Origin of the sequence: Vibrio pelagius, assembly GCF_024347575.1 — a bacterium.
GTDB classification, from domain to species: Bacteria; Pseudomonadota; Gammaproteobacteria; order Enterobacterales; family Vibrionaceae; genus Vibrio; species Vibrio pelagius.
Genome location: NZ_AP025503.1, coordinates 1617396 through 1635584, shown reverse-complemented (window position 1 = coordinate 1635584; position 18189 = coordinate 1617396). Strand labels below are relative to the sequence as shown.

Genomic DNA, 18189 nt, shown 5'->3' with positions numbered 1-18189 from the left:
GAGATACTCCTACGCATGAAATGCCGTTCAAAATTGACACTGATTGCTGCTAGCTTTTGGCTAGCAGCTTCAGCTCAGGCTCTCGAAGCCAAACTCGATCAGGATGATTTGCCTCTACTCGCTCCTGAAGCCCAACATGAAACCGCGAGCAAACGCGTTACTTCTCGTTTCACGCGTTCTCATTACAAACACTTCAATCTCAACGACGATTTTTCTCAAGCTATTTTTAATCGTTATTTAGAGATGCTTGATTATAACCGCAATATCTTCACTCAAGCGGATATCGACTCTTTCACTTCTAAAGCCATTCAACTTGATGACCAGCTAAAAGCCGGTAATAACCAGATAGCTTTTGACGTGTACAATCTTTCGATTCAAAAACGCTTTGAACGTTTCCAATATGCCTTGTCTCTGCTTGATGATGAGATCAAGTTTGATGTCGATGAGAGTATTGAACTCGACCGAAGTGAAGCGGCATGGCCAAAAGGTACGGCAGAAGTAAACGAACTTTGGCGCAAACGAGTAAAATACGATGCGTTAAATCTTAAGCTGACAGGCAAAGAGTGGCCTGAAATTCAAGAAGTTTTAGAAAAGCGCTACAACAATGCGATGAAGCGAATCACGCAATCGCATAACGAAGATGCTTTCCAGATCTACATGAATGCATTCGCTCGTGAAGTTGACCCGCATACGAGTTACTTGTCACCGCGCAATGCTGAACAGTTCCAATCTGAAATGAATCTTTCATTGGAAGGGATTGGTGCGGTGTTACAAATGACTGATGACTATACAGTTATTCGTTCATTAGTCGCTGGTGGCCCTGCATCTAACAGCAAACAGTTGGGTGAAGGAGATCGTATTGTTGGTGTTGGTCAAGATGGCGAAGAGATCGTTGATGTAATTGGCTGGCGTCTTGATGACGTAGTTCAACTAATCAAAGGGCCAAAAGGAACTAAGGTTAAGCTTCAGATCCTGCCTGATGGTAAAGATGCAAAAAGTCACGTTGTCACAATTGTCCGTGATAAGATTCGTCTAGAAGACCGAGCGGTTAAATCTGAAGTGATTGAGAAAGACGGCAAGAAGATTGGTGTACTTGAAGTACCAAGCTTTTACGTTGGCCTTTCAAAAGATACCGATAAACTGATTACTGACCTTAACAAGCAAGGTGTCGACGGTATTATTGTTGATCTTCGTAATAACGGAGGCGGCGCACTGACAGAAGCAACGGCACTTTCTGGTCTGTTCATTAAAGAAGGCCCGGTCGTTCAAGTTCGTGACAGTTATGGTCGTGTCAAAGTGAACAGTGATACCGATGGTGAAATCAGCTACCAAGGTCCGCTGACAGTTTTGATTAATCGATACAGCGCATCCGCATCAGAAATCTTCGCTGCAGCAATGCAAGATTACGGTCGAGCTATCATTTTGGGTGAGAACTCGTTTGGTAAGGGTACTGTACAACAACACCGTTCATTGAATCATATCTACGATTTATTCGATAAAGAGTTAGGTTATGTTCAATATACCATTCAAAAGTTCTACCGAATCAATGGTGGTAGTACCCAGAACAAGGGTGTTGTACCAGATATCGCTTACCCAACGCCAATCGATCCTGCTGAAACGGGTGAGAGTGTAGAAGATAATGCACTACCGTGGGATAGTATCGACAAAGCAAAATACTCAGTGTTACAGCGTAACGATGAGCTAATCGCAAAGTTGACGACGCAACATCAAGCTCGTATTGATAAGAATATGGAATTCGGATTTATCGCTCAAGATATTGAAAAATACAAAGCAGATAAAGACGATAACACACTTTCTCTAAACGAGAAGATAAGACAAGAAGAGACAGACACAGCGGAAGCGCTTCGTTTGGAGCGTATCAACCTGCGTCAAAAAGCTAACGGTGAAGAAGTCTTCAAGACACTCGATGATGTGCCTAAAGACTATGAAGCGCCTGATGCCTATCTCGACGAATCTGTTGCTATCATGCTAGATATGCTAAAGAAGTAGTTCTTAATCAGTAATCAAAAGCGAGCTTTGAGCTCGCTTTTTTATTATCTGTTGATTGTGATTGATTAGCGATTTTTTCTTCAAAGATGACAAAAAAGTTACTTTGTAAGTAAAATTTAGTGATTTGGATCATATTTTTCGCTTTATATGAATAACGTGCCTAAGCTTAAAGAAACATAAGGGGGCGCGTATGAAATGGATACTTCTGACATTATCTTGTCTATCATTTATCGCTACAGCTGGTGAAGGAGCTGCACCGAAACCAACTGAGCCAACCCAGTCTATAAAGAGTGACAGTAATCTGTCGCACTTCGACCTTCCACTCTTGTTAGGGGACTGGTATTTACTCAACCCAAACCCAGAAGGTGGAACCGAAGATTTTCGAGCCATTAAACTTACGCTTGATTCAAATTACACCTTCAGTATTGATATTCAAAAGAGAGACTTTAGCGTTGATCATTGGGAAGGCATGTACAACGCTAATGGTGACACAATTATTCTTGGTCTCAACACCTCCGAGCCGCAGGTATACTCCTACAGCAGTAACCACAACATGTTAAACCTTAATGGCGTTCTGTTTACAAAAGCGCTGCCTAACGAACTGGCAGGGATCTGGTCGAGTGCAGAGTTGTCTGGAAGTGATTTGAGAGCAAGTAACATCCAGAAAATGGACTTAGTCTTACAGCCAGATTTCGTTTTCATGTTTAGAGTCTCTGATGAAACCGGTGGTGAAATTGTACAACGTGGCGTCTACTACACCGAAGGAGACCAATTAGTCTTGCTTTATGAAGATGGTGAACACGGTACGCGTTACACACTGAACAGTGACGTTTTGACTCTTGAAGGGGAAGAGAGTGACATGTATGCAGTCCTAAATCGGATTCGCTAATGTACTTTTTGCAAAATAAACCGCGTTACTGTCTACCCACAGGGTTTATGGAAAATAGTAACCGAGCCCCTAATCACAGTGATAAATAACATATCTGGTCAAAAAACTAGCAAATATAAGAGGCATTTATACCAAATGCCTCTTTTTGTTCATCTAGCCCTTGTGTTCTGACTAAACTGCCTTTAGATATATACAGTTATTTCAAATTTACGCATAACGATCAAAAGGAACAAGTCATGGCGCATACCCCTCAAGCCAAGTATCGTAAAGATTATCAATCACCGTCTCACAGCATCTCAGAGATAGACCTAACATTTGACTTATACGACGCGGCTTCTATTGTGACTGCTGTCTCCAAGGTAAAGCAAGAAAAGGAAAGCTCAACACTGGTACTGGATGGTGAAGGCTTGAAGTTGGTATCGGTCTCGGTCAATGGCGCAGAGTGGACTCAGTACCAGCAATCTGAAACTCAACTAACACTGACAGAACTTCCACAAGAGTTTGAGTTAACGATTGTGACAGAAGTAAACCCAGAAGGTAACAGCGCGTTAGAAGGCTTATACAAGTCTGGTGGCGCTTTCTGTACTCAGTGTGAAGCGGAAGGTTTCCGTCGTATTACTTATTACATGGATCGCCCTGATGTATTGGCTAAGTTCACTACGACAGTCATCGCTGACAAGGCGGAAAATCCATACCTACTGAGTAATGGTAACCGCATCGACCAAGGTGAAGCTGAAAATGGTCGTCATTGGGTTAAATGGGAAGACCCACATCCAAAACCGGCGTACCTGTTTGCACTAGTTGCCGGCGACTTTGATGTACTGCGTGACAAATACACGACTCAATCTGGCCGCAACGTTGATTTAGAAATCTTTGTTGATAAGGGCAACCTAGACCGCGCAAACCATGCAATGGTGTCACTGATTAACTCAATGAAGTGGGACGAAGAGCGCTTTGATTTAGAATATGACCTAGATATCTACATGATCGTCGCGGTTGATTTCTTCAACATGGGTGCGATGGAGAATAAAGGTCTCAACGTATTCAACTCTAAGTTTGTTCTGGCAAATGATCAAACGGCAACAGATACAGATTATCTAGGTATCGAAGCAGTGATTGGCCACGAGTACTTCCATAACTGGACCGGTAACCGCGTTACTTGTCGCGACTGGTTCCAATTAAGTCTGAAGGAAGGTCTAACCGTATTCCGTGACCAAGAGTTCTCTTCTGATCTAGGTTCAAGAGCGGTTAACCGTATCAACAATGTTCGTATTATTCGCGGTCCTCAGTTTGCAGAAGATGCGAGCCCAATGTCTCACCCAATCCGTCCTGAGAAAGTGATCGAAATGAACAACTTCTACACGTTGACGGTTTACGAGAAGGGCAGCGAAGTGATTCGTATGATCCACACTTTGCTGGGTGAAGAGGGCTTCCAAAAAGGTATGAAGCTCTACTTTGAGCGCCATGATGGTACAGCCGCGACTTGTGAAGATTTCGTGACAGCAATGGAAGATGCATCCGGTGTCGACCTGACTCAGTTCCGTTTATGGTACAGCCAATCGGGTACACCGACTTTATCTGTAGAAAGTCATTACGATGCAGAAGCTAAACAGTTCACACTGACGACACGCCAACGCACTGAGCCAACACACGAGCAGTCTGAAAAACAAGCTCTACACATTCCTTTCGATATCGAACTCTACACATCGAAAGGTGATGTGATTGAGTTACAATGTAACGGTGAGCGAGTAGGCAATGTGTTAGATGTAAAAGAAGCGGAGCAAACCTTCGTTTTTGATAACGTCCAAGAGCAACCTATTCCTTCGCTATTGCGTGAATTCTCTGCACCTGTGAAACTGGAGTATGATTATTCAGACGAAGAGCTTATCTTCTTGATGGTTCATGCTCGAAATGAATTCTCTCGTTGGGATGCAGGCCAGATGCTACTTGCTAAATACATCCGCAGTAATGTAGCGAATGTGCAGCAAGGTAAAGATTTTGAACTGTCTTCTTCGGTAGTCGATGCGTTCCGTGGGGTGCTGTTGAGTGAAACTCTTGAGCCAGCGTTTATTGCTGAGATGCTATCGCTACCAAGCCACAATGAAGTATCCGGTTGGTACGAACTTGTCGATATCGATGCAATCGCGTCTGTACTGAAATCAATGAAAGTCACGCTAGCTGCAGAACTGCAAGACGAGTTGGCTGCGGTATACCATAGCCATGCACTAAAAGAGTACACCATCGATCATGATTCGATTGGTAAGCGTACATTACGTAAAGTTTGCTTGAGCTACCTAGCACACACTGAGCTTGGTAACGGCCTGGTTGTTGATATGTACGAATCTGCAAACAATATGACAGATACGATGGCGGCAATGGGTGCAGCAAACAGTGCACAACTTGCGTGTCGTGAAACGCTAATGGCGGACTACAGTGATAAGTGGAAACACGACGGTTTGGTCATGGACAAATGGTTTGCGCTTCAAGGCATTAACCCAAGTAGTGATGCACTCGAAGTAATCAAGGCGTCCATGTCTCATCAAGCATTTAGTTTGAAGAACCCTAACCGTACCCGAAATTTGATTGGCTCATTCCTGAATATGAATCCAGTTCAGTTTCATGACAAATCGGGTAAAGGGTACCAGTTTGCTGGCGAAATCTTACGAGAGCTAAACAGCACTAACCCGCAAGTTGCTTCTCGATTGATTGATCCACTACTAAAATTCCGCAAGTACGACGACGAGCGCCAAGCGTTGATCAAAGCAGAACTTGAGACAATAAAATCGATGGACAATCTAGCAAAAGACTTATTTGAGAAAGTGACGAAAGCGCTTGAGGCGTAATCTAGGTCATGATTCTCTTGAGATTCTCTTCTAACTCTAGCGAGATTCTCTTCTAACTATACAGCGAAAAGCGATATAGTCAGATAACGTTTAAATTTAAGCCAGCAATGCATTTGTATTGCTGGCTTTTTAATCAAAAATGCCGAATTATCGGAATACTGTTTATTTATACAGGTGTCATGTGAACAGCTACCATTTCAGACTCAACATTACTTATCAGCAATTTTTGGCGAATTATTCGGGAGCCGCAAGTAACGTACATGTTACGACGACCACAGGTTTAAGGCTTCAATTGCCTGCAACTCGATTCAGACCATTTCTTACACAAATGGGGGTGAAAGGGCTGTTTAGACTAACAACTGACCAAAATAATAAGTTTATTAAGTTAGAAGCTCTGTAAGGCTTGCTATAACTAGAGAGTTAAAAGGAATCTTAATCACATAATCAAACATTTCACCTCCTACCAGCCTGAAAATTATTAACTATTTTTCAATATTGCTTTTACAATAAACGGGTGCATTACCTTTGCTCAATTCACTTGTAAAACCAGAGGTGTAGCGCCCAGTTTTTAAGTGAGTGAGTAATCCCCCTAATAATAAAATACAATTCTAATTGTGGAGTGTGACTATGACCGCACGTGAAACTGTGGTTCCAGTTTTGCTTGAAAAAGTATACAAGCTGATTCAAGACAAACTAGACCTTGCTCATCGACCTCTAGTAACTCAACTTGCTCAACACATGTTTAGTAATGTTTCTCAAGACGACCTTATCCAGAGAAACGAATCCGATTTATATGGTGCTGTAGTTAGCTTATGGCATCACATCAATGAGAAGAAAGCCGACGATATCTCTGTACGAGTATTCAACCCGACGGTAAGTCGCCAGGGTTGGCAGTCAACGCACACGATTGTTGAAATTGTGGTGCCTGATAGCCCGTTTCTTGTCGACTCAGTAAAAATGGCACTCACGCGCCTTGATCTCTCTTCTCACTTAATGCTCCACAACCCAACTCAAATTCTTCGTTCAGACAAAGGCGATGTCGTCGGTGTTAGCGCTAACGAGGGTGTTTTCCAGTCACTATTTCATATTGAGGTTGACCGCTTAAGTAGCAAAGCCGAGATGACTCAGCTGAAAGAAGAGCTAGTGGCGATCTTCCGTGATACTGGTCTGGTTGTTAACGACTGGATGAAAATGGTTGAGCGACTACAAACCGTCACCGATCAAGTCGAAGCACAAAAAGCATCTATTCCAGTAGATGAAAAACGTTTTGAAGAGACCGTTGCATTTTTGCGTTGGCTAGGTGAGCACAACTTCACATTCATGGGATACAAAGAGTACGACTTAGTTTCTGTGGATGGCGATACTGTTTTAAAACCAACGCAAGAGCAAGGCCTTGGTTTGTTCGCGAATTCGAACCGTGTTCGTGACGTAAAACTGTCTGAATTCTCTGATTCGGCAAGACTAGAAGCGAAGAAGCCTTACGTTCTCATCCTAACGAAAGGCAATACCGCGTCACGCATTCACCGTCCAGCGTATACCGATTATATCGGCATCAAGAAGTTTGATGAGAATGGTAAAGTGATCGGTGAGCACCGTTTTACAGGTCTATACACCTCTGCAGTTTATAACCACACAGTAGAAACGATCCCACTCGTACGCGAGAAGGTAGAGCGTATTCTTGAAGCGAGCGGTTACCGTGAAGGTTCATACTCTTATAAGGCTCTGCATAATATTCTTGAAAACTACCCACGCGATGAACTGCTTCAAGCTCGTGAAGAAGAGTTGTTAGAAGTCGGTACTGGTGTAGTACAAATGCAAGATCGCGATCTGCTGCGTCTGTTTGTTCGCAAAGACCCATTTGGCCGCTTCTTTAGCTGTATGGTGTATGTGACGAAAGATAGATACAACACTGAATTGCGTCGTCAAACTCAACGCATTCTTAAACAGTACTTTGGTTGTGAACAAGAAGTAGAATTCACGACTTATTTCTCAGAGAGCCCACTGGCTAGAACGCACTACATTGTTCGTGTTGATAATAACAACATGGACGTTGACGTTAAGACAATCGAGCAGAATTTAATGGAAGTATCATCGACTTGGGATGACCGCCTATCGGAGTCAATCATTGCAAACTTTGGTGAGAGCAAAGGACTTCCTCTGTCGAAAGAGTACATGCGTGCATTCCCACGTTCATACAAAGAAGACATGATGCCAGGTTCTGCGGTTGCAGACATTGAGCGCTTAGAAGCTTTGTCTGAAGAGAATAAGCTGGGCATGCTGTTCTATCGCCCGCAAGAAGAAGCCTCGGACTCGAAAGCGGTTCGACTCAAGCTTTTCTACCAAAGTGATGAGCCAATTCACCTTTCAGACGTAATGCCAATGTTGGAAAACTTAGGTCTTCGCGTGATTGGTGAATCTCCTTATGAAGTGCGCAAGACCAATGGTGTGACTTATTGGATCCTTGATTTCTCAATGCTGCACAAGAGCGAAGAGACGATTGATCTTCGAGAAGCGCGTGATCTTTTCCAACAAGCATTTGCGGCAATTTGGGCAGGTGAGTTAGAGAGTGATGGTTTCAACCGTCTAGTACTCGGCGCGGGTCTGTCAGGTCGTGAAATCTCTATTCTGCGTGCGTACGCTCGATACATGCGTCAAGTCGGCTTCCCATTCAGTCAACAATATATTGAAGAAACGCTGTCTCATTACCCAGAGCTTGCGAAAGGTTTGGTTAAACTGTTTGCTAAGCGTTTTGATCCTAAACACAAAGGCAGCGCGAAAGGCCAACAAGATCTGATCAATACAATCACTGAACAATTAGATCATGTAGAGAGCTTGGATGATGACCGTATCATTCGTCGTTACATGGAGATGATCAGTGCTACGCTTCGTACCAACTACTATCAAGTAGACGAGAACAAGCAGGCGAAACCATGGCTAGCACTTAAGATGAAGCCAAGCGAGATTCCAGACATTCCAGCTCCGGTGCCGGTGTTTGAGATCTTCGTTTACGCACCAGACATTGAAGGTGTGCACCTACGTGGTGGTAAAGTGGCTCGTGGTGGTCTTCGTTGGTCAGATCGTCAAGAAGACTTCCGTACCGAAATTCTTGGCCTAGTTAAAGCGCAACAGGTTAAGAACACGGTAATTGTTCCAGTTGGCGCGAAAGGTGGTTTCGTATGTAAGCGTCAACACACAATGACTGGCCGTGACGAGATCTTTGCTGAAGGTCAACGTTGTTACAAACGCTTTATTCGCGCGCTACTGGATGTATCCGATAACATCATTGAAGGTGAAGTTATTCCACCTAAGAATGTTGTACGTCATGACGAAGATGATCCGTACTTGGTTGTTGCAGCAGATAAAGGTACTGCGACCTTCTCAGATTTAGCGAACTCGGTATCTGCGGAATACAACTTCTGGCTAGGTGATGCATTTGCATCGGGTGGCTCTAATGGTTACGACCACAAAGCAATGGGCATCACTGCCAAAGGTGGTTGGGAGTCGGTTAAACGTCACTTCCGTGAAATGGGTATCGACTGTCAAACTACAGACTTTACTGCAATTGGTGTAGGTGATATGGCGGGTGACGTATTTGGTAACGGTATGCTGCTATCTAAGCACATTCGCCTGCAAGCTGCGTTTAACCACATGCACATTTTCATCGATCCGAATCCAGAATCAGCGAGCAGCTGGGAAGAGCGTAATCGCTTGTTCAATCTGCCACGTTCTAGCTGGGAAGATTACAACAAGGAGCTGATCTCTAAAGGTGGCGGTGTGTTCTCACGTCGTTCTAAGTCGATCGCGTTGACACCAGAAATCCAAAAGATGCTTGGTACTAAGAAAGCATCTCTAGCACCTAATGATTTGATCAAAATGATCTTGTCTATGAAGGTGGATCTGCTTTGGAATGGCGGTATCGGTACTTATGTGAAGTCTTCAAATGAGACTCATACTGACGTCGGTGACCGTGCAAATGATGTATTGCGTATCGATGGCCGTGACTTACGAGCGAAAGTTGTTGGTGAAGGTGGTAACTTAGGTATGACTCAACTGGGGCGTATCGAATATGCTCTAGCTGGTGGTCGTGTAAATACTGACTTTGTGGATAACGTTGGCGGTGTTGACTGTTCGGATAATGAAGTAAACATCAAGATCTTCTTGAATGGTCTAGTTTCTAATGGTGATTTAACCATTAAGCAGCGAAACCAAGTACTTGAGTCGATGGAAGATGAAGTCGGCGAAATTGTATTGGATGATGCGTACTGCCAAGCTGAATCTATCTCTGTAACTGAGCACCAAGGTGTTGGTTTAGTGAAAGAGCAAATTCGCTTTATTCACACAATGGAGAAAGCGGGTTACCTAGATCGTGGCCTTGAGTACATCCCAGATGATGAAACGCTATTAGAGCGTGAGAAGCAGGGCAATGCACTTACGCGTCCTGAATTATCTGTTCTTATTGCTTACGCGAAGATGGTATTGAAAGAAGACCTTGTTTGTGACGAAATTGCAAACGATGAATTCCATGCTCAACAATTGATTCAATACTTCCCAACCGAGTTACGCCGTAACTATGTGCAGCATATGGATAACCATCCACTTCGAGCTGAAATCATAGCCACAGCGTTGGCTAACCAAATGGTTAACGAAATGGGTTGCAACTTTGTAACTCGTCTTCAAGAAGAGACCGGTGCAGACATCGTTGATATCGCGAATGCATACACAGCATCACGTGAGATCTATGGTTTTGGTGACGTGCTTAAACGTATTCGTGCACTAGACAACGTAGCATCGTCTGAAGCCCAGTACGACCTTATATTCCATGTTCGCCGTGCCATGCGCCGTATCAGCCGTTGGTTGCTAAGAAATCGTTCAGGTAAACAGTCTGTGACTGCACTAGTTGAACTATATCGAGATGATGTGAATGCGATTACTAAGGTTCTGGATGAAACGCTAGTCGCTGCGGAAGTAGAAGAGCACAACTCGGTTGCTAAAGTCTGGGTAGAGCAAGGTGTAGAAGAAGAGCTGGCAAACTCAGTCGCGCGTTTGTCTAGCCTGTATTCAGCACTGGATATATCCACAGTGGCTCGTGAAACAGGTAAAACAGTTGAGCAAGCATCAAAACTGTACTTTAACCTTGGTGATCGCCTGTCACTGCACTGGTTCTTGAAACAGATCAACAGCCAAGCGGTAGATAACAACTGGCAAGCTCTAGCTCGTGCTGCATTCCGTGAAGATCTTGACTGGCAACAACGTCAACTTACCGGCCAAGTTCTAACGTGTGGTTGTGCGGCAGACCTTGATGTGATTAAAGCACTGGATGATTGGATGGAAAGCAATGCCGTATCACTGCATCGCTGGGAAAGCATCCTAAACGAGTTTAAAGTCGGCTCTGTTCATGAGTTTGCTAAATTCTCGGTCGCGTTACGTGAACTTATGCTTCTTAATCTAAATTGCATGTCGAAAGACTAATAAAATTTAGGCTAGATAAATACCGATACGAAATGGCAGCCGAGTGGGGCTGCCATTTTTATACCGGGGGGATAGGCCGATACTGTTATACCAATCGTAGTAAATAATTGCTCACCCTAGCTTGTTAAAACGCTCGATAACTGCGTTAAAATTTTTGATTGTAGAATAACTACTATTCAAAAATTCTGCCTTGTTCTCAAGCCTTTTTTCTGCGCTATTTTTGATCACTTACTTACTGTGATTGGTATTAATTATTATCGCTTCTAAGTAGATAGACGATAACGTTTGCCTAATTCTTGATGCACTTTGTTAAAAATTCGAATTATCTTATCCTTGCTCGTAGTAATAGATTGAATTGTTGAGTAAATAAGTAAATAATATCGCCCCGTTTACTCGGGGCTTTTTTCTATCGGAGGCACAATGCTTTACCGTCTAGCCAGAACTGGCTTTTTCCAACTTGATGCCGAAAAGGCACATGATCTTGCAATTCAAAACTTCAAGCGTTTCACTGGCACTCCTGTCGATCTGCTTTACCGTCAACAGTTACCGCATCGTCCAGTAGAGGTGATGGGACTTACGTTTAAAAACCCAGTAGGTCTTGCTGCCGGCTTAGATAAGAACGGCGAGTGTATTGATGCATTCGGTGCAATGGGCTTTGGCTTTGTAGAAGTCGGTACTGTTACGCCACGCCCTCAAGCGGGTAATGATAAACCTCGTCTTTTCCGTCTTGTTGAAGCGGAAGGTATTATCAACCGTATGGGTTTCAACAACTTGGGTGTTGATAACCTAATCGAGAATGTTAAGCGATCAAACTACGATGGCATTCTTGGTATCAACATCGGTAAGAACAAAGATACTCCAATTGAGAAGGGCGCTGAAGATTACCTAATCTGTATGGAAAAGGTTTATCAATACGCAGGCTACATTGCTGTAAACATCTCCTCACCAAATACACCGGGACTTCGTTCTCTTCAATACGGTGAAGCACTAGATGAACTTCTAGCTGAACTAAAAACTAAGCAAGCAGAGCTCGAACAGAAACACGGTAAGTATGTCCCACTTGCGCTTAAGATCGCACCGGATCTAAGTGATGATGAAATTAGCCAAATCTGTGAATCGTTGATCAAAAATAAGATCGACGGCGTGATCGCGACCAACACGACGCTAGATCGTTCAATTGTTGAAGGTATGAAGCATGCGGATGAAGCGGGTGGTTTGAGTGGCCGTCCAGTTCAATCCCGCAGTACTGAAGTTGTTCGTAAACTACATGAAGAGTTGGGTGACAAGCTTCCAATCATTGGGGTAGGTGGTGTTGACTCTTATGTAGCGGCAAAAGAGAAAATGATGGCGGGAGCTAAGCTTGTTCAAGTTTACTCTGGCTTTATCTACAAAGGCCCAAGCCTAGTGAGTGACATTGTTAAAAACCTATAACGCTAGAGGTGATCTTGAACGTCACGTTATAAGTTGATAGATATCACTAAAAGATACACTGTAACTCGCTGAGTTTTAGAGAAAAGAGGAATTTCATTTCCTCTTTTTTTTTGCCTATTGCTCAGTAGAATTACTGCATCGAAGGGTAATTTTGCGTTTTACCTAATGGATTGCTTCAACAGTGTGAGACGAAACGATGCTTAAACCTAGTGATACATGGAGTTGGTACTACGATGAACAGCAATGTTCATTAATGCTAAACCTCGGAGAGGATATGATTTTCAAGACTAACCTCGTCCGTAATAAGCTGGTGGATTGTGCATTCAAGGAGAATGAATTCACGGTTGATGATGCTTCTTCCTTCCAGACCTTCAAAGAACAGATCTCCGGATTAGACCTTTCTGAACCTCGTCAAGCAGAGTTAGCACTATACTGTGTTGCTGCAAAACGCTTCCACAAGCCTGTTCAGCCGAAAAGTTGGTTTTTTGAGTCTCAGCCACAAGGCCATGAATGCCCGGAAGAGGGCGATATTGTCCGAATGAACAATCAATATAGTGTAGGTTACTTCATTGTACTAGAGGTTGGAGAGAACGCGAGTTTGTGTGCTTCGGTAGACTTAGATGAATTTAACTTAACCTCGTCAAAAGCACTTCAATTCGGCGATTGTATTAAAGTGATGCACGATAGAATGGTGGACGCAAACGCCATATTGCATCATCACCGTCATATAGCCATGGTTGGCTAGTCAAAAATAACGCCCTCACACTCAAGAAAATCGACCTCAGGGTCGATTTTTTTATACCTGAAAATTAGAAACCCTACCAAATCACCCATAGATAATTTGTCTATGAGGTGCTTTTTTACACAGTCAAAGCCTGTTTTTTAAACTTAATTTCAACATATCGATAAGCCGATTTCTGGAAATAGGTCTATAAAATTCCCTGTTTAAGTGGTTTTGTAACCAAATTACACCCTTAAATCCCATCTGGTATATACCAAATCTAAGCTGAATAATGATTCACAAGTGGAAGGTCGAGTGAATATTTAGTGAATAGAGTCTGTTATAAGGTTGTTTTTTGAGCGCAAGATGTATGTTGGCTTAGAGAGTTAGCGAGTGCTTAGCTCAATGAACAATTGCTGAACGATTAAGAGGAAGAATCAGTGAAAAGATGTGTTTAGAGTGACGCTTATTGACTCAAATAAGGTATAATCGAACTCATTTTTATCAATAAAAGAACACTATGAATCAATATCTAGCGGTTACCTCAAACGGCCTTGAGAATTTATTAGTTGAAGAACTAACCCAACTAGGGATTACAAACGCAAAACCTGTACAAGCAGGTGTTAAATTCAAAGCGACGAATGAGCAGATTTATCGTTGTTGTTTGTGGAGTCGTTTGGCTTCAAGATTTGTACGTGTCCTTTCTGAGTTCACTTGTCAAGATGACATGGACCTGTACCTCTCTACGACGGCAGTAAACTGGGTAAATCAATTCCATAGCTCTAAGCGATTTGTGGTTGATTTCAACGGTACTAACCGTGAGATTCGCAATAGCCAGTATGGTGCGATGAAGGTGAAAGATGCGGTTGTAGACTGCTTCGAAAAGAAATCGTTACCTCGTCCAAATATCAGTAAAGAGAATCCAGATATCCGTATCCACGTTCGTCTGCATCGTGATAAAGCGATTTTGGGTGTTGATATGGTTGGTAGTGGCCTTCACCAACGCGGCTATCGTCCAGAGTCTGGTCGTGCACCTCTACGTGAGACGTTAGCTGCAGCAATCCTGCTACGTAGTGGTTGGGATGCGACAAAACCATTCTTAGATCCAATGTGTGGTTCGGGTACGTTAGTTATCGAAGCCGCAATGATGGCAGCGAACATGGCGCCTGGCGTTAAACGTCAGAAGTGGGGCTTCCAAGCTCTTGAAGACTTTGATGCGGAGCTATGGGCAGAAATTAAATCAGAAGCGAATGTTCAAGCTCGTCGTGGTCTGAAAAAAGTAGAGTGTAAGTTCTACGGTTACGATAACGATGCTCGCGTTCTAAAAACAGCACGTGATAATGCGCGTCGTGCTGGTGTTGAAGATTTGATCGAATTCGAATTGGGTGATGCGGCGCTAGTCAAGCGTCCAGCTGAGTTTGATAACGGTGTTATTGTATCGAACCCGCCATATGGTGAGCGTCTTGGTACAGAGCCGGGCCTTATCGCACTGTACACAGCATTTGGTGCGCAACTGAAATCTGAGTTTGGTGGTTGCAATGCGTCAATCTTCTCTAGCTCTGATGAACTGCTGAGCTGTCTACGTATGCGTGCGGATAAACAGTTCAAATTGAACAATGGTGCGTTACCGTGTCACCAAAAGAACTACTCAATCTCTGATCGTCCTATGTCAGAGCGTCCTTCTGAGCAGCAAGAACAACAAATTGCACCAGATTTCGCTAACCGTTTGAAAAAGAACATTGGCAAAATTGGTAAATGGGCGAAGAAAGAGCAGCTAGATTGCTACCGCATTTATGATGCCGACCTTCCTGAATACAACGTTGCTATCGACGTTTACCCGGGCCATCTTGTGATTCAAGAGTATGCAGCGCCGAAGAACGTTCCTGAAGAGAAGGCGAAGCGCCGTCTAACAGACATCATTCGTGCATCGATTCAGGTGACAGGCGTAGAAGCGAATAATGTCGTTCTTAAAGTGCGTCAGAAGCAGAAAGGCTCTTCTCAATACCAGAAATTATCTCAGGATTCATCGAATCTAAAAGTGAACGAATACGGCGTGAAGCTGATCGTAAATCTTCATGATTACCTAGACACGGGTCTGTTCTTGGACCACAAATTAACGCGTCGACGCATTGGTGAGATGGCAGCGGGTAAAGATTTCTTGAACCTATTTGCATACACCGGCTCTGCAACAGTACATGCTGCGGTTGGTGGTGCTCGTACGACTAAGACAGTCGATATGTCAAATACCTACCTAGAGTGGGCAAAAGAGAACATGGAGCTTAACGGTCGAGTAGGCCGCCAGCACCAATTTGTTCAAGCTGACTGTCTACAATGGCTAGCAAAAGAGAATGGTAACTACGATCTTATCTTTATCGATCCACCAACCTTCTCTAACTCTAAGCGTATGGAACAGACATTCGATGTACAACGTGATCACCTTCAGTTGATGGAGAATCTAAAACGTATTCTTCGCGAAGAAGGTACGATCGTGTTCTCGAACAATAAACGTCACTTTAAAATGGATCTAGAAGGTTTAGAGACGCTAGGGCTTAAAGCTCAGAACATCTCTGCTAAAACACTGCCTCTAGATTTCGCTCGTAATAAGCATATTCATAACTGCTGGGTTATCACTCATAAGTAACGGATAGTGCACGAATAAGGATAGATAAGTGCTGACACTATACAGTACTGAAGGATGCCATCTATGTGAGATGGCATTTGAACTTACGGAACAGTTAAACATTAGCCAGCACGTTCAAGTGGTTGATATTGCATTTGATGATGAGCTATTTTCCCGTTACGGGGTCACTATTCCCGTACTCAAATACGAAAGCTCTGATGGCAATATTAGTACAGAACTGAACTGGCCTTTTGGCTTGTTAGAATTAAACGATTGGTTAAGAAAGAATGGCATTACTTACAATTCATAATGGTCAGCTTGCATTTGGTGATCACCCATTATTAGACCGCGCAGACTTCGCGCTGCAGGAAAACGAGCGTGTTTGTTTGGTAGGCCGTAATGGTGCTGGTAAGTCAACCTTAATGAAGGTTCTTGCTGGTGAGATCATTATGGATGACGGTAAGATGCAAGTGACACAAGATGTTGTTGTATCGCGCTTAGAACAAGATCCTCCTCGTAATGAAGAGGGAACGGTTTATGAGTATGTGTCCGGCGGCTTAGCGGAAATCGGTAAGAAGCTAAAGATCTACCACGATCTATTGGATCTTATCGCAGAAGACCCAAGTGAGAAGAACATTAACCGTTTAGCCAGAGTTCAAGAAGAGCTGGATCATGCCAATGCATGGCGCTTTGATGATCGCGTTAACAATGTTCTTGGGGCTCTTAAACTGTCTCCAAACACCAAGTTAACCGATTTGTCCGGTGGTTGGCAGCGTAAAGCGGCTTTGGCTCGTGCGCTTGTATGTGACCCTGACGTATTGCTTCTTGATGAACCGACTAACCACCTAGACGTAACAACGATCGAGTGGCTAGAAGGTTTCTTAAAAGACTTCCGCGGTTCTATCATCTTTATTTCTCATGACCGTGCCTTCATTAAGTCTATGGCGACTCGTATCGTCGACCTAGATCGCGGGCAACTGAGCTCGTTCCCAGGTGATTATGACAATTACCTTGTAGAGAAAGAAGAAGCGCTTCGTGTCGAAGAGATGCAAAACGCTGAATTTGATAAAAAGCTTGCTCAAGAAGAAGTATGGATTCGTCAAGGGATCAAAGCTCGTCGTACTCGCAACGAAGGTCGCGTGCGTGCACTGAAAAAGCTTCGTGAAGAGCGTCAAAATCGCCGTGAAGTGCAGGGCAAAGCCGTCATTCAAATCGATGATGCGCAGCGTTCAGGTAAGATTGTCTTCGAAGCAGAGAACCTGAACTTTGGTTTTGAAGGCAAAGAGATCGTTAAAGATTTCAGCTTCAACATTATGCGTGGTGACCGTATTGCTCTGATCGGCCCTAACGGTTGTGGTAAGAGTACAGTACTTAAACTGCTACTGGATCAGCTTAAACCAGACTCTGGTCGTTTACACTGTGGTACTAAGCTTGAAGTGGCTTACTTTGACCAATACCGCGAGATCTTAGACCCAGAGAAATCGGTTATTGATAACCTGGCTGATGGTAAACAGGAAGTCATGGTTGGTGGCCGAGAAAGGCATGCACTAAGTTACTTACAAGACTTCTTATTTTCACCTAAACGTGCACGCACGCCGGTTAAAGCGCTCTCTGGTGGTGAGAAGAACCGCTTGTTACTTGCTCGTATTTTCCTCAAATCGAACAACTTATTGATTCTTGATGAACCAACTAACGATTTAGATATCGAAACTTTGGAACTTTTAGAGGATTTGCTTGCCAACTATCAGGGTACGCTTCTTTTGGTAAGTCACGATCGTCAGTTCGTAGACAACACGGTTATGACTAGCTGGATCTTTGAAGGAAACGGCGTTATTGAAGAGTTTGTTGGTGGTTATCACGACGCTCAACAGCAACGCGCTCAAGTTCTTCAGTCACGTCAGGCTGAAAAGCCATCAAAGAAAGCAAAAGTAGTTGAGGAAACTCCCAAAACTGCACCTGCTAAGGCTAAACCTAAGAAGTTATCGTATAAGCTACAGCGAGAGCTTGAAGCGTTACCTATGCGTTTAGAGGAATTGGAAGCCCAAATTGAAACTCTTCAGGAAGAAGTGAATGAACCTAACTTTTTCTCAAATCCTGTAGAGCAGACACAACCAGTTTTAGATAAGCTATCTGCGGCAGAGCAGGAGCTAGAAGTTGCTTTTGAGCGTTGGGAAGAGCTCGAGGCACTACAACAGGAAAGTTAAGA

The 18189-nt window shown here is 43.6% G+C and carries 10 protein-coding genes; all 10 read left to right on the top strand.

What is annotated here, in order from left to right; genetic code table 11:
- Positions 1 to 15: 15 nt before the first annotated feature.
- Positions 16 to 2010: a carboxy terminal-processing peptidase gene (gene prc, locus vsple_RS07100; protein ID WP_261881548.1), complete on the top strand. Its 1995-nt coding sequence runs from the start codon at positions 16 to 18 to the stop codon at positions 2008 to 2010.
- 190 nt (positions 2011 to 2200) lie between these two features.
- The gene (locus vsple_RS07095) at positions 2201 to 2899 is read left to right on the top strand and encodes a hypothetical protein (RefSeq protein ID WP_255230697.1); all 699 of its coding nucleotides are present in this window, start codon (positions 2201 to 2203) and stop codon (positions 2897 to 2899) included.
- 236 nt (positions 2900 to 3135) lie between these two features.
- Positions 3136 to 5742 (top strand): aminopeptidase N, encoded by a 2607-nt coding sequence (gene pepN / locus vsple_RS07090; protein ID WP_261881547.1) that lies wholly within the window; start codon positions 3136 to 3138, stop codon positions 5740 to 5742.
- Between the two features lie 181 nt (positions 5743 to 5923).
- Positions 5924 to 6142, top strand: a complete 219-nt coding sequence (locus vsple_RS07085; protein ID WP_255230699.1) for a DUF2835 domain-containing protein — start codon at positions 5924 to 5926, stop codon at positions 6140 to 6142.
- Positions 6143 to 6369: 227 nt separating this feature from the next.
- Positions 6370 to 11211: an NAD-glutamate dehydrogenase gene (locus vsple_RS07080; protein ID WP_261881546.1), complete on the top strand. Its 4842-nt coding sequence runs from the start codon at positions 6370 to 6372 to the stop codon at positions 11209 to 11211.
- A 420-nt stretch (positions 11212 to 11631) separates the two neighbouring features.
- On the top strand, positions 11632 to 12642 hold the full coding sequence (gene pyrD, locus vsple_RS07075; protein ID WP_032549116.1) for a quinone-dependent dihydroorotate dehydrogenase: 1011 nt from the start codon (positions 11632 to 11634) through the stop codon (positions 12640 to 12642).
- A 196-nt stretch (positions 12643 to 12838) separates the two neighbouring features.
- Positions 12839 to 13387, top strand: coding sequence for a cell division protein ZapC (locus vsple_RS07070; protein ID WP_255230701.1), 549 nt, complete (start codon positions 12839 to 12841; stop codon positions 13385 to 13387).
- A gap of 496 nt (positions 13388 to 13883) precedes the next feature.
- Entirely contained in the window at positions 13884 to 16004 is a 2121-nt protein-coding gene (gene rlmKL, locus vsple_RS07065; protein ID WP_261881545.1) for a bifunctional 23S rRNA (guanine(2069)-N(7))-methyltransferase RlmK/23S rRNA (guanine(2445)-N(2))-methyltransferase RlmL, read from the top strand.
- Positions 16005 to 16074: 70 nt separating this feature from the next.
- Positions 16075 to 16293 (top strand): glutaredoxin family protein, encoded by a 219-nt coding sequence (locus vsple_RS07060; RefSeq protein ID WP_032549112.1) that lies wholly within the window; start codon positions 16075 to 16077, stop codon positions 16291 to 16293.
- The gene (locus vsple_RS07055) at positions 16271 to 18187 is read left to right on the top strand and encodes an ABC transporter ATP-binding protein (RefSeq protein WP_255230704.1); all 1917 of its coding nucleotides are present in this window, start codon (positions 16271 to 16273) and stop codon (positions 18185 to 18187) included. Before vsple_RS07060 ends, vsple_RS07055 begins: the two co-directional genes overlap by 23 nt.
- The last annotated feature ends 2 nt before the right edge of the window (positions 18188 to 18189 follow it).

Excerpts from the sequence above, each read along its gene's own strand:
- rlmKL (WP_261881545.1), top strand. The coding sequence starts at position 13,884 with ATGAATCAATATCTAGCGGTTACCTCAAACGGCCTTGAGAATTTATTA.
- vsple_RS07060 (WP_032549112.1), top strand. The coding sequence starts at position 16,075 with ATGGCATTTGAACTTACGGAACAGTTAAACATTAGCCAGCACGTTCAA.
- vsple_RS07080 (WP_261881546.1), top strand. The coding sequence starts at position 6,370 with ATGACCGCACGTGAAACTGTGGTTCCAGTTTTGCTTGAAAAAGTATAC.
- vsple_RS07070 (WP_255230701.1), top strand. The coding sequence starts at position 12,839 with ATGCTTAAACCTAGTGATACATGGAGTTGGTACTACGATGAACAGCAA.
- prc (WP_261881548.1), top strand. The coding sequence starts at position 16 with ATGAAATGCCGTTCAAAATTGACACTGATTGCTGCTAGCTTTTGGCTA.
- vsple_RS07095 (WP_255230697.1), top strand. The coding sequence starts at position 2,201 with ATGAAATGGATACTTCTGACATTATCTTGTCTATCATTTATCGCTACA.
- pyrD (WP_032549116.1), top strand. The coding sequence starts at position 11,632 with ATGCTTTACCGTCTAGCCAGAACTGGCTTTTTCCAACTTGATGCCGAA.
- pepN (WP_261881547.1), top strand. The coding sequence starts at position 3,136 with ATGGCGCATACCCCTCAAGCCAAGTATCGTAAAGATTATCAATCACCG.
- vsple_RS07055 (WP_255230704.1), top strand. The coding sequence starts at position 16,271 with ATGGCATTACTTACAATTCATAATGGTCAGCTTGCATTTGGTGATCAC.